Here is a 13,910-nt window from a genome sequence, read left to right on the forward strand (position 1 = left end):
TTGGTTTAGTCACAAATTTTTAAATATTTTTTCTGCTTAAATGAAAATTAAAATACTGAATTTTGTTTAAGTTTTAAAAAATACAGTAGTTAAGGGATTATAGTAGCAGATATTAAATAATAGTATTTTATCAAGATTGGCATATTTCTTTATACATAATTATGTCCATCAAACTTTGTTGTTTGACCAAAAATCCACTAGGTAAGTTGACTTTAATTTTTGTTGCTATTAGTTTGACCCTTAGTAGCTGTACACCAGAAAGAAGAGCTATGCTCAGAGCTACGGCGGAAAACTTTCGTAACCAAGCTTCTGAGGCGATTAATTCATATAGAGAGATTAATCAACTGCAACTGCGAGATTCTACTGGGGATGACCCAGATAAAATTATTGAGGAATTATTAAATAATCCTATTCTGGAAGATGATAGTGATGGTGGCAGTATTAATTTTCAAGAATTAGATTTAATTATTTTAGGAGAAAAAAAGCAACCAACAGAACTTGATACCGCTTTAAACAATTTACAGGCAGAATATGATCAAGTTGCACAAATATTTAGCAATCTGGAAGCTATTGATTATGGTAGTAGCAAGATAGTAGCACAAACAGCGCGACCAGCAAGGTGTTTAACAGTGAAAATGCTGCGTTTGGCGAAACTTTTGCAAGAAAATCCACCCAAGCCAAAAAACCCTGAACGAGCAGATATTGGAGCCGAATTAATTAAGCTGCGCCAAGCCTACAGACAAGCGAATATATCAAATTCCGAGAAGGAAGGAATTGAAAAGCAAGTCGGTGTGTTAGTTAATCAGTGGCGCAGTTTAGATGTTGAGGAAAAGGAACTGATAGAAGCAGCGATCGCTAAATTTATAGTAGCAGCAGATAAAGGACAAAGACTATCCAAACTCATTGATGAATATCCCCATCTTAGCTTTGATGTGGTGGCGGCGAGAATTACCCAAATCTTAAATTTAACTACAGATATCACTGGTAATAATTACGGTTCACTCAGAGGCAGAATTAATATTGTTGAGCAAGAAATTAAATCTGATCAAACTCTGAGCAGTTTTTTTATTGATGTTGTCAATGGACAATCTCAGCCTGATAAATCTCAACTTAAATGCCAAATTTAACAAGGTAATCATTATGAATAATCAGCCTGTGAATAACATTATAGCGGTGGTTGGCAATAAAACCATAGATAGTTTAGCTACAATTATTCAACAGTTACAAGCGGAACCCAAAAATAGCATTGATTTACCAAAATTGCAGTCTACAGAAGATGAATTAGAAGATATTTTACTTATGTTGCAATTTGAATTAAAACAAGCTAAAGATAAAAGTAATTGGGATTTAGTCAATACCTTAAGACCAGCAATTCAGGAATGTAAATATACCATTGATAGTGTGAGAGCCGCCATTATTAATAAAATTGTGATTGAAGTTAATTCTGATAATTTTGCCGAAATGCAGAAAATTTTGGCGAATATAGATGAAGCCAGTCAAACCCAAACGCAGATTAATGTGGCAATTGGTTTATTTGGCTTTGTGCGGAGGTTATTATCTGGGAGAATTTTGCTTTAGCAATTTATGAAGCAGAATTCAGAAATCAGGAGTCAGAATGCAGCATGAATTCTGTATGACACTTTGGCAAGCTTAGTGCATCGCTGGGTAATGAATGTTGCTGGAAAACCTCGTCCACCGTGAGCTAAATCAAAATCAAACTTTCTTCTTCATTTAAACTCTATCCCTTTATGGGTGGAGTATTCTGTCTTCTGACTCCTGTTTATCTTACCTGCATTGATAACTGGCACAGGAGCTAAACTAATACCCCGGACAAAAATATCTACACAAGTTTCAATATATTCATCACTGGTATAACTCTTGTACTTGAGTTTAGCATTATGACAGAGCATAGCTGCTAATAGCATTCCCGTAAACATATCAACTGCTGGTGCGGGGTCAAGTTCGGGTCTAACTGTACCATTTTGCTGGCAAGATTTGAGGTAAGTAATGAGTTTTTCGCTTAAAGGTTGAGCAGCTTCTTGAATAACTTGTTTAGCTGCTTCTGGATGACGTTTAGCTTCCCCAATAAAAGTACGAATTAAATCTTCTTGCGCTTCTAACATGGAGTTATAAAGTTTGGCATAGTGTCTCAAATCAACACTGAGATTTTGTGTCCAGGTTTCGGGATGAGCCAAAGCTTCTAACTGGAGTGCTACAGCATTTTCAATAACTGCTTTCAGGAGTTGTTCTTTGCTGGCAAAGTGACGAAATAAAGTGACTTCATTCACGCCAGCAACGCGAGCTATTTCGCGGGTGGTTGCGCCTTGCACACCTAAACTGGCAAATACCTGTGAGGCTGCTGTAATTAAACGTGTGCGGGTGAGGGTGGATGAACGGATGTTTTTAGTCATTTTGCTTGCAAGTACTTACTTGCATTATATTTAAGGTTGAATAAGATTTTATTAAGCAACTTACTACAATATCTAACAAAGAGTTGCAAAGTTATAACAGACTAATACTACTGAGATTAATAAAGCTTTACGAAATGTCTATCTACGTGTGTAACGATGCTTAACGCCGATGGGGAAATATTCGCGATCGCCTGTTGCGCTTAAAGTTACCTGTGGTGTTTGATATTCTGGGGGGACATAATTAGCAAACTCACCGTTGAGGCGTAAAAGTTGCGCCAAAATTGACTCGGTGATAACTTGGCGTTTGTCTTCACTTTCTTCAACATCGGGTGCGAGTTCTACAACTACAGATAAAAATCGGTTCTTGTCTGCATCTTCTTTGACTTGCAAGACGAATTTCCCTGTTACCCACCCTTGTACTGCGGGTTGTTCTAAACCGACAGAGACATTTTCAGGATAGATATTGGCACCAAAATAAGACACGGTAAAATTAGAGCGTCCAAAAACGTAGACGAAAGGTAAGGGGTGTATTCCTCTCAATAAGTGCTGAGTGCTGAGTGCTGAGTGCTGAGTGTTGAGTGCTGAGTGCTGAGTGCTGAGTGCTGAGTTTTGAGTACTGAGTGTTTCTAGTGGGTTGAAGTTCCATTCTGCTAAAAACTCAAGCATTGCATCGTAGGTAATAATTCCGCCAGTGTCGAGGATGTCGTAACGTACTAGAGGAATGCCATTATCGCCAGAAAATAATAAGGAGTTATTCTGCACCTCAAAAAAGCGACTGGTGGGGTCATATTGTACTAATGTGGGTAGACGAGATTCGCCGAATAAAGTTCTAGCAGCATCGGGGTTGTTTGCTAAGAAACGGCGAATGCAAATACTCAACGGTGTTTCATTTCCCAGCACCCCAGCATCCGCAGTTCCATAAAGTGAGGCGAAATCATAACAAGGATTTTGGGAACCTAGCCTGTCACTAACTAAACTGCGCCATTCTTCGCTGAATACTTCTCCCGCCATAACTAGTTTGATGTGATATTGTGACCACTGCACGCCACGACTTAAACCAGTATCAATAACATCTTTGAGAAATGGCGGATATCCCAACAGAACCACTTGTTCAAAGTTTCCCCCTAGTTCTTGAACGACGCGCAAGATTTCTTCTTTGTTGTTACCAGGAGTAATAAGGGTGATGGGATAACCTTTACTCGCTAAATAGCGACAACAATTTGTAGTGAACATTCCCCCCACCCAAGTTCCCAGGGTGAAACAAACTACAGCCAGGGTGCGTCGAGTATCTGCAAAAAAACTATCATGAAAAATTTGCTCAAAGCGGGTGGCTATTTGCAGTTCATCGGTGAAGAAGCGAGGCCAAAATGTGGGTTTACCTGTAGAACCAGAGGAAGCAGCTATCATATCGCACTCTGCTAACTGTCCATTGCGGCATAAATCTGGCAGAGGATAACGTTGTATATAATTTTCTTTAGCGATCGCAGGTAATTGCTGAAAATCTTCTAAACTTTGAATTGTCGCTGGATTAATGCCTCTTTCGGCTAAAAATGCCTTGTATGCTGGCACATTCGCCGCCACATCCCGAAACAATGTTAAGACTGTTTGTGAACTAACAGTGTTGTGATGTCTCTGTAGTAGGGTTTCTATAGGAGTAAAGATAAAGTCCGTAAATGCCTTAATACTGCGCTGTTGTTGGGAATTGGCGTTCATAAATCTATATCCAGTCGTTGAATATCAAGCTAGATTTGATTTTAAACTACGCAGAAGTATGAAAAAACGAACCGCAAAGGACACATAGACGCGATAGCGGCTTCCCGCAGGGTAGGACACGAAGTTCTAAGAGTTTAAGAGAGTTCTTGCTTAAGTCCTAAAGATTTCAACCTGACTCTTAAAAGGCGGTTTAGGACAATGTGTTGCAGATACCATTTATGGAACTGTTACGACTGGCACAGTTTGGCGTTTTCTGCGGTTGCAAGACAGTACAATTACTATTGATTTGACTGAGTATCCCTTACCACCAATAGAGTCTATTTTAAGAAGATTGGTGTATATGGTGAGTTGTCCGTAAACAGAACTACCTCAGCTGTAGTAATTTATAAAAACCCTACCTTATCCTTCAGCACCATGCAGGTTTATTGCAGTAAACAACACGCAAATTTTGAAAGTAATCGGTTTTGTACCTCTTGTGGTGAACCGTTACCGCTTGCGGTTGGGCAGATTGTTAATCAACGCTATCACATTATACGTCAGCTAGGGCAGGGCGGTTTTGGACGTACTTATTTGGCGGAAGATAAACAAAAAGCGAATCAAATGTGTGTGCTGAAGGAATTTGCACCCCAAGTCCAAGCACAGCAAGATTTACAAAAAGCCAAGGAGTTATTTGAAAGGGAAGCCAATGTGCTGAAGCAACTCCAGCACCCACAAATTCCTCGGTTTCATGCTTCTTTACAGGTGCAGTTAGGCAGTAAAGATTTTTTCTTTTTGGTGCAAGATTATATCCAGGGTGAAAATTATTGCCAGTTATTAGAACAGCGTCAAGCTCAAGGACAAACTTTTAGTGAAGAAGAAGTGATTCTGCTGCTGCAACAAATTTTACCTGTGTTGTCCTACATCCACTCTAAAGATGTTGTTCACCGGGATATTTCACCAGATAATTTAATTTGGCGACGTTCTGACCATTTACCTGTATTAATTGATTTTGGTGGGGTGAAGCAGTTACCCGCTTCCCAAGGTTTTTGGTTTACTAAGTTAGCCGTGAATCATACTTTGTTAGGTAAAAAAGGCTACGCACCAGAAGAACAGATTCGCCAGGGAAAAGTATTTTTAAGTAGTGATTTATATTCTTTAGCGGTGACAATACTCGTATTATTAACAGGGAAGGAACCGCAAAAATTATACGACAGCTATCAAGGGCTGTGGTATTGGGGTAAGGAAATTAAAGTTAGCCCCAAATTAGAATCGGTATTGAAAAAAATGCTGGCTTATAAACCAAGCGATCGCTATCAAACAGCCGAACAAGTCCTCAAAGATTTACCATCGCCTGCTGTCACCCAACCCAGCAATCCTTATCTTACCAAGTTGAAAACTCAAATTGTTGCCCCTGGGCAGAAACGCGCTAACGCTATTGTCAGTAAAATTCATCAAAGAACTCAAGCTGTCAGCCGCAAATTACCTTTACCTATGTGGTTACGTCCCTTTGCTGTGAGTATGGCGGGTACAGCCATAGTTGGGTTAACCGTGGCGGGAACTTGGGCGGCGGTAAATGCGGTTGTGCGGGGTATCACATCTATCAGCATACCTTCCATTTCTCTGCCCACAATGCCATCATTACCGAATCCCCTAGCGCAACCAGTCAGTAACAAAGGAAACGGGGATGTAATGGCGCGTCGCCAAGAATTAGAAATTTCTGAAGTCTTCTTTATTCGTATGGTAGACTCGTTGTTTTATAGCCAAAAGCCGGAAATGCAAGGGCGAACCATCACCTCAAAATCAGAAGATAAGGCTTTGCGGGATGAATGGTTGAGAATTGCTGATGACTTGTTGGATAAACTAGAACAGGCTGAACTTAGTCCCGCAGCCCGCCGGAAATTGGGTAGTTACAGTCAACAAGATTACGAAAGATGGAGACAGCAAGCCAGAAGTGGAAAGTTCGGTGACTATACAATGAGTCAGTTGAACAGAGAAACCAATCAAAAATTTGAAGAGTTATTTCCCGGAAAACAACGGGAGAAACAGAACCAACAAACTTACGGTCAAATTTGGTATGCGATCGCGGCTGATAAAGTTAGTAAAATACAATCGAACAATTAGTTAAGGTGTCAGGGTGATGAGTGAGTATGGAAGCAGGGGTGCAGGGGTGCAGAGGTGCAGGGGGAATAAAACGAAAATATATTACTTAAAACTCAGCACTCAGCACTAATGACTAAATTTTATTGCTCTAAAGGTCATGTAAATCCCGCAGGTAGTCGGTTTTGTCTCCAGTGTGGTGAAAATTTGCAAGATGTACCTGTAAGTTATGGTATCCAACCTGGGTTAACTTTAAGCGATCGCTATGTAATTGTTCGTCAACTCGGACAAGGTGGGTTTGGACGCACTTATTTAGCGGAAGATATCAACCGTTTCCGCGAACTTTGTGTTTTAAAAGAATTTTCTCCCCAAGTGCAAACAGCCTACGTGCTGCAAAAAGCCGAAGAACTGTTTCAGCGCGAAGCCAGCGTTCTCTATAAATTGCAACATCCCCAAATTCCCCGCTTTCGGGAACTGTTTCGCACAAATCTTCAAGGTAAGGAATATTTGTTTTTAGTCCAAGATTATGTCGAAGGACAAACTTACAATTCCTTATTAAATACCCGCAAGCAGCAAGGGTTACGATTTACAGAAGTAGAAGTCAGACAACTATTACAGCAAATTTTACCAGTTTTAGATTATATTCACTCCCTGGGTGTAATACATCGAGATATTTCCCCAGATAATTTAATTTTACGCGCCGCCGACCAACTGCCAGTCTTAATTGATTTTGGTGGTGTTAAACAAGTAGTCGCCACCGTAGCTTCTCAATATTACCAACCAGATGCAGCAGGTCAAATGCCTGCACCAACCCTACTAGGAAAAATCGGTTTTGCACCATCGGAACAAATGCAAACTGGTGCAGTATCTCCCCATAGTGACTTATATGCTTTAGCTGTCACCATATTAGTATTATTAACCGGTAAACAACCGCAAGAATTATTAGATAACTACACCCTAACTTGGAAATGGCATCAAGAAGTTAGTCTGAGTCCGATGTTAGGACAGGTGTTAGACAAAATGTTAGCACCCCGACCAAGCGATCGCTATCAATCTGCTAGTCAAGTTCTGTACGTCCTGAACCCAACACCAATTAACTACCCCATCACTCAACCACCAGTACCACCAGCGCCAGAAACATCTGCAACTGTCGCTGTCTCTCCTTCTCCTCATATCAACTCCACACCACCCCGCCCAATTTCGCCCTCTCCCGCACCTATTCCCCAAGCCAAAAGTCGGTGGACAACAACGAAAACTTTTATGGCAACATTAGCTGTAGTGGGTGTGATTGGAGCTGTTTGGATAGGCACAAATCGCAATCGTGGTGATGGTGGAAATGTCGAACCCACACCCACACCAACAGTTACTCAACCTGTGGATGCTTCCGATAATTATTCCCCAGAAGAAAAGCAACGCAAAGAAAAATTAAGCGATCGCCGTCAAGCACTGGGAATTGATCAAGACTTTTATATAAACGTGGTGAATCAAATTTTTTGGCGGAGAAATCCGAGTTTACAAGGACGCACCCTCAGCAATAAACCAGAAGATGAAAGTCTGCGGGCGACTTGGGATAAAACTGCGGATGAATTATTAGGTAAACTAGCCTTTCTCAGCGACCAATCCCGACGGCAACTAGGGAATTATACCGCAACCGACCGCGATCGCTGGAAAGCTGCCGTAAATAACATTAACGTTGGTAGTCGCGCTTTATATGATTTAGGCGATGCAGCTTTTTACCGCGTCTTTCCCGAACAGCGTGGACGAAATTTTATGAATGAACCCATCGGTCAAGTTTGGCATGGGTTTGTGAACGATCAACTAAATGCTATCCTCAATGGCAATGCTTTTGCCAAGATTGTCTTTGATACAGGCGCAACAAGTGAAACCGTCAGTGGAACTCTCAAACCAGGAAGTGGTAAAGTTTTCATAGCTGGACTAGCTCAAGGGCAAACCTTAGACTTAAACCTCAAAGCTAGTTCTAAAGTTTTGTTATCAATTTATTCCCCTTCTGGTAAACTCAAACTCTTAGAAGACTCAACAAAACGCACTTTAACTACAGAGCTACCAGAAAAAGGATACTACGAGTTTGTGATTGTTTCTACAGCCACAACTCCAGTAGATTATCAACTCACCATCTCTGCGGAAAGTCCCATCCCTGTGGAGACACCCACACCCACACCTACAGAAACACCCATAGAAACCCCCACACCGATAGAAACGCCTACAGAAACACCTACGCCTGTGGGAACAGAACAGAAACTTTGATAGAGACTAGGGTTGGGTAGAGGAACAGAACCCAACATCATCAAAACTGTTACCTGTCACCTATCACCTGTTCCCTACGATAAGTCATTCAGGCGACTCCATTCATTCCAAGAGCCGTCGTAATTGCGAACATTTGGATAGCCTAGTAAATACTTTAAAACAAACCAAATATATCCAGAACGTCCACCGATCGCACAATAAGGAAAAATTTCTTTATCAGGTGTAATACCTTGGCTGGTATAAAGATTTTTCAATTCAGCAAATGATTTAAAAGTACCGTCCTCATTCAGTGTCAGGATATGCTCAAGATGAACTGCGCTAGGGATATGTCCAGTGCGTTCATTGGCTTTGGGTGGCTGATTAAAAAACCACTCACCGTTGTATTCTTGAATTGTGCGGACATCTAACAAAATGGGTTCCTGTTGATGACTTGCAGCTTCAACTTCAGGATGTAAGACTCTCAAACTATGATCAGGCGCTTGGGGTTGATAATCAGTGGATGGAAATGTAGATAACTCAGTTGCGAGTGGACGATTTTCTGACTGCCATTTTTGATAGCCGCCATTGAGAACTCGGACATTATCATGACCAAAGACTTTTAACAACCAAAAAATCCAGCCACCGATACCGGGATAATTGCCATAAGCAATAACTGTTGTATCATTGGTGATACCAGAGCGTGCCATGAGTTTGGTAAAAGCGATCGCATCTAAATTAATTTTGAAATCTGGTAAAAGTAAGTCTGTAAAAATATTCCAAAATACAGCACCCGGTAGATGGGCATTTTTGTAAAGCTCTGGACTTGTATCTACTTCAACAATACGAACATGAGGATCATGGAGATGATCTGCTAACCATTGGGTATCAACGATAACTGATGGATCAGCGTAATCAGAATTGGCAGTCATAGTTAATTTATCCCAAAATCTACACTCAGTACATTGCTCTAAGATAAATTTGGGGCGATATTACTTCTAGACCTCGAAAGTGTACAATTTGCCTATGGTCGCATTACAAGATATATTTCGGGCAATTGCTCAAGCTCAAGATGAACAGACATTGCGATCGCACATATCCACAGATATCAGTCAGTATTTTGCCGCTACACGCAGTGGGCTATTTTTCTTTGATCAAACTCATCTGATTGACAAAGCAATACTAATAGCTTTATCACCCCAATACAACCCAGTCGCACGTTACTTACTAGAACGCCACGCCCCAGTTCACGAAGCCTTAGTAGTCGAACCAAAAACATGGAAATTGATTTGTCCCCGTCCTGATCACTATCATGTCATGGCCGGGCCAATTGTCAGCACTGGTAAATTAGTAGGCGCATTAGGTTTTACCCGTCAACAAAACATACCTGCATTCGATTCGCAAAACCTCACAGATTTAAGTGCGATTTGTCTGCATATTTCCACTTGGGTAACAATGACAAAATCCCCACATCCACCTTTCCAAACCGCAAATTTAACCCCTAGAGAAGTGGAAATTGCTATACTAGTAGCGCAAGGTTGTAGCAACGCAGAAATAAGTCGTGAATTGTGGATTACCCAAAACTCTGTTAAACAAGCTTTAAAAAGAATGTTCCGCAAGTTAGAAGTTTCATCTCGCACGCAAATGTTAGCAAAGCTTTCTACAATTACCCAGTTCAAACAACTACCAAAAAAGTAATGAGTAATGAGTAATGAGTAATAAATTTACTTATTAGGACTTACGTAAACTCTAAGATTTCTTGGCGTTCTTGGCGACTTGGCGGTACCCTGCGGGAAGCCGCTTCGCGTCTACGATAAATTAAGCTTTTGAGCAATTTTTGCGTAAGTCCTGCTTATTACTCATTACTTATTACTCATAGTCTACTTCACTTACTTACTGCAAAAGTGCTGTAATTTACCAATGTCTTTGCCTTGTCTCTACTTTACTAGCCTTTTAATAAATAAATATTTATTTATAACTTACATAAGAAATACTGAATTAACTTGTTAACTGTCTTAAATGTCCGATTTTATTAACTTGAATAGTCTTAAATGTCTTAACTGTCGGATTGCTAGACTTATTTCTTGATTTGTAAATTAAATTAAAGCAGCAAATAGCTGTTTAACGTATTGACAAATAAAAATTCATTGAATAGTATTATCACATAGTTATCACATTTGATTTTGTAAAAAATCAAAATACATTGATAACTTCTTGATAGTTCCCTATATCTATGATTGATTTAATAAATCAATCTGAACAATAAATAAAACCGCCCCAAGTTTGCCAAGATATCGAAAGAATATAGCAAGTCTAAAATAAGGCTTTGATGTACACTAAACAGCTTCTAAAAAGTCTCTAGCCAGATTTTAGACTTGCTTTGGAAATTGCTCTGTAGGAATCCTATTTGATTTCTGAAGACACATATATAAAAAGGGCTTAACTAGCTTTGAGCTAGTAAGCTTTGCAATACCCATAAAAGTTGTAAATGAGTGAAATAATTCACTTTCAATTGTGCTGGGATTCATCTATGTTTTCAGAAATCAAATGGGGTTCTTAAAGGAGAACTCTGAACTCAATTATCAAAAATATTGGAGAAAAAAATGACAGTTACTGCAACAATTAACAATCTCTATATCGTCCAAAATCAGTGGGGTGGTGCTTCTGCTCCTTGGAATCCCGGTGGCGCATGGGTAATTGGAGGTAGATCAAATCAACGTGTTGTCGCGCTCAAAGTTACATCAAACGACAATGGTAAGACTCTAAATGGAACCACCACTTATGCTGGTGAAGGCCCCATTGGTTTTAGAGCTACCTTAACTACCAGCGACACATATAAAGTAGAAAATCAGTGGGGAGGTTCTTCTGCGCCTTGGAATGCAGGTGGAAATTGGGTACTAGGCAGCCGGGGAAATCAAAATGTTGTGGCAATTGATATCACATCCAACGATGGTGGTAACACCTTTAACGGAACAATAACTTATGCAGGCGAAGGCCCCATCGGCTTTAAGAGTGCGGCTGCAAACGGCAGTGTCTACACTGTAGAAAACCAATGGGGAGGTTCTTCTGCACCTTGGAATCCTGGTGGTACTTGGGTACTGGGCAGCCGGGATAATCAAAATGTAGTAGCACTCAATGTTACATCTAATGATGGCGGCAAAACCTTAACTGGAACTAACACATATACAGGCGAAGGCCCCATCGGTTTTAGAGGCAACCTGTTTGGTAGCAATAACTACAACGTAGAAAACCAATGGGGAGGTTCTTCCGCGCCTTGGAATGCAGGTGGAACTTGGGTAATTGGTAGTCGCGCCGGACAAAATGTAGTGGCGGTGAATGTTACATCTAATGATGGTGGCAAAACCTTAACCGGAACCATTACTTATGCTGGTGAAGGCCCCATCGGTTTCCGCGCCACCAAAATCTAAAAAGGCGATCGCGCATAAAGATTAGTATAGTCAGTCAGGTAGGATATGCGATCGCATATCCTACTTGACTAGTACTGGTTCTGGCTTAGGTAACGCAGAGACTATCAGTGGGTCGTAGCCTAATTGTTGAGTAATTCGTTGTCTAGCTAAAACCCGATACTCCCAAAAATGTTCTCCCGCAGCACATAGTCCTAAATACATATTCAGAACTTGCGGTTTTGTCCGCAGAATTGCCCAGAGTTGTTGCCAGAACTGCACACGAATTTCTGGTTGACGTAAACCTTGAAGCCAGATTAACTTAACAACCAGCCGCAATGCCTTTCCTGGAGACAATTGCATAGTTTGTTTTCGCTGGGGGAGGGAACCAAGACTCAGACATTGCTGAAAACAGCGTCTTAGATAGTTTCTGGGTTCATATAAAGTCCATAAGCCTTCTACATATTCTCTCGCAATTTCATCAATGGAGCGTGAGGGGATGAAATTCATTAAGGTATTCTGGTCTCCCACTTCAGTTGCACCAATACCCTTACTCTCTAACAAACGCTGCTCTTTTTGCAGACGGTTCCATAAAGCAGTGTTAGGCAAAGCTTGAAGAATACCCAACATTGGTTGAGGAATATTGGTTTGTTCGACAAAAGCTTGAATTTTTTCTCCTGCGCCTGGGCGTTCTCCATCAAAACCGAGGATAAACCCTGCATAGATGAGTATACCTGCTTGATTAATTTTCTCACAGGCTTGCACAAGAGGACTACGAGTATTTTGCAGTTTTTGTGTTAATTGCAAACTTTCTTGGTCTGGAGTTTCTATACCGAGAAAGACAGCATAGAAACCTGCTTCATTCATCAATTGCAACAGTTCTTCATCTTCGGCTAAATTCACAGAAGCTTCAGTGATGAATGTGAAGGGATAGGAGTGTTGTTTCATCCACGGAATCAACTCTCGCAAGAAACGTTTGACGTTCCGTTGATTGCCAATAAAGTTATCGTCAACAATAAACAGTGACCCGCGCCAGCCTAAATCATACAGAGCTTGTAACTCAGCAATGGTTTGCTGAGGTTCTTTTGTGCGTGGTTTGCGACCGTAGAGTGTAATAATATCGCAAAATTCGCAGTTAAAGGGGCAACCGCGAGAAAACTGGATAGCCATCATCAAGTAAGCATCCCTTTGCAACAAGTCAAAACGGGGCATCGGGCTTTGGCTGACATCAGGTTTTTCCAGGGAGCGAAATATTCCTTGTTCTTGACCTTGATTGAGGGCTGCTAAAAATTGCGGAACAGTTAATTCCCCCTCATCCAAAATTAAATAATCCGCTCCAGAGTTCAAAGCATCTTGTGGAATAGATGTTGGGTAAGGGCCACCAACTGCTACTTTTTTACCTAAGCGGACTGCTTTTTGAATCAGGGTATGAAAATCTGGTTTCTGCACCAGCATGGCCGACAAGATGACGAGATCGCACCACTCCCAATCAGCTTCTGTTTCCAGATTGACATTGCGATCGCAAAATCTAATTTCCCATTCTTTGGGTAATAGTGCTGCAACTGTGATAATTCCTAATGGCGGTAAAACGGCTTTAAGTCCGGCGATTTCCATGAAGCGATCGTAAGACCAAAAAGATTGGGGAAACTGAGGGTAGAGCAATAATGCTTTCATAAAATCCTGGTTGCAAAACTTCTGCTATCTCGGACTCCCATCAATAGCCGACATGATCTGTCTGGAAACTGATATGTTGCTCCAAACAAATTAACGCCTAATATCTGCACTACAGCTTAGGCATATAGGCATGATAAAAATAATAAAAGACTAAAATAAATTCAGTCTTTTAAATTAGCAATACACCTGTCAGAAGATTGAGAATATCTTCCTACTAACTGAGTCAACAAAGACATCTTAAATACTACAACTCAGAAGGCTGTTCTTCTCTCTGTCTAAAGTTAGAACAACCTAAAATTACTAGTCTTACCAATTCTGTATGAAGACGCACCGAATGATATGACGAACCAAAAAGGATGCTCTGTAAAAAGTAAAAAGTAAAAAGTAAAAA

10 protein-coding genes are annotated in these 13,910 nt (G+C 40.7%); 6 read left to right on the forward strand and 4 right to left on the reverse strand.

Annotated elements, in window-relative coordinates; all coding sequences use genetic code 11:
- Positions 1-182: 182 nt before the first annotated feature.
- Both H6G28_RS06815 and H6G28_RS06820 read left to right on the forward strand, forming a co-directional pair.
- A complete protein-coding gene (locus tag H6G28_RS06815) occupies positions 183-1,127 on the forward strand; it encodes a hypothetical protein (protein WP_206758255.1) in 945 nt (314 codons plus the stop codon).
- A 13-nt stretch (positions 1,128-1,140) separates the two neighbouring features.
- Positions 1,141-1,578 (forward strand): hypothetical protein, encoded by a 438-nt coding sequence (locus H6G28_RS06820; protein ID WP_190669846.1) that lies wholly within the window; start codon positions 1,141-1,143, stop codon positions 1,576-1,578.
- 149 nt (positions 1,579-1,727) lie between these two features.
- On the opposite strand, the gene H6G28_RS06825 is transcribed toward H6G28_RS06820, so the two are convergent.
- Positions 1,728-2,411, reverse strand: coding sequence for a TetR/AcrR family transcriptional regulator (locus H6G28_RS06825; RefSeq protein WP_190669848.1), 684 nt, complete (start codon positions 2,409-2,411; stop codon positions 1,728-1,730).
- Between the two features lie 138 nt (positions 2,412-2,549).
- Complete coding sequence (locus H6G28_RS06830; protein WP_190669850.1) at positions 2,550-4,124, reverse strand: phenylacetate--CoA ligase family protein; 1,575 nt, start codon at positions 4,122-4,124, stop codon at positions 2,550-2,552.
- A 414-nt stretch (positions 4,125-4,538) separates the two neighbouring features.
- On the opposite strand from H6G28_RS06830, the gene H6G28_RS06835 reads away from it, so the two are divergent.
- Positions 4,539-6,224 carry a serine/threonine-protein kinase gene (locus H6G28_RS06835; protein WP_190669852.1) on the forward strand — a complete coding sequence of 562 codons (1,686 nt, stop codon included), beginning with the start codon at positions 4,539-4,541 and terminating at the stop codon, positions 6,222-6,224.
- A 108-nt stretch (positions 6,225-6,332) separates the two neighbouring features.
- Entirely contained in the window at positions 6,333-8,465 is a 2,133-nt protein-coding gene (locus H6G28_RS06840) for a serine/threonine-protein kinase (RefSeq protein ID WP_190669854.1), read from the forward strand.
- 74 nt (positions 8,466-8,539) lie between these two features.
- Here H6G28_RS06840 and H6G28_RS06845 read toward each other — a convergent pair whose 3' ends face one another.
- The gene (locus H6G28_RS06845) at positions 8,540-9,373 is read right to left on the reverse strand and encodes a sulfurtransferase (protein ID WP_190669856.1); all 834 of its coding nucleotides are present in this window, start codon (positions 9,371-9,373) and stop codon (positions 8,540-8,542) included.
- Positions 9,374-9,467: 94 nt separating this feature from the next.
- Here H6G28_RS06845 and H6G28_RS06850 point away from each other — a divergent pair, with 94 nt between their 5' ends.
- Together H6G28_RS06850 and H6G28_RS06855 are read left to right on the forward strand one after the other, a co-directional pair.
- Positions 9,468-10,139, forward strand: coding sequence for a LuxR C-terminal-related transcriptional regulator (locus tag H6G28_RS06850; protein ID WP_190669857.1), 672 nt, complete (start codon positions 9,468-9,470; stop codon positions 10,137-10,139).
- Positions 10,140-11,044: 905 nt separating this feature from the next.
- Positions 11,045-11,869 carry a lectin OAA family protein gene (locus tag H6G28_RS06855; RefSeq protein ID WP_190589800.1) on the forward strand — a complete coding sequence of 275 codons (825 nt, stop codon included), beginning with the start codon at positions 11,045-11,047 and terminating at the stop codon, positions 11,867-11,869.
- 60 nt (positions 11,870-11,929) lie between these two features.
- Here H6G28_RS06855 and H6G28_RS06860 read toward each other — a convergent pair whose 3' ends face one another.
- A complete protein-coding gene (locus H6G28_RS06860; protein ID WP_190669859.1) occupies positions 11,930-13,519 on the reverse strand; it encodes a B12-binding domain-containing radical SAM protein in 1,590 nt (529 codons plus the stop codon).
- Positions 13,520-13,910: the final 391 nt, after the last annotated feature.

The organism is Nostoc sp. FACHB-190 (assembly GCF_014696905.1).
GTDB lineage: Bacteria > Cyanobacteriota > Cyanobacteriia > Cyanobacteriales > Nostocaceae > Nostoc_B.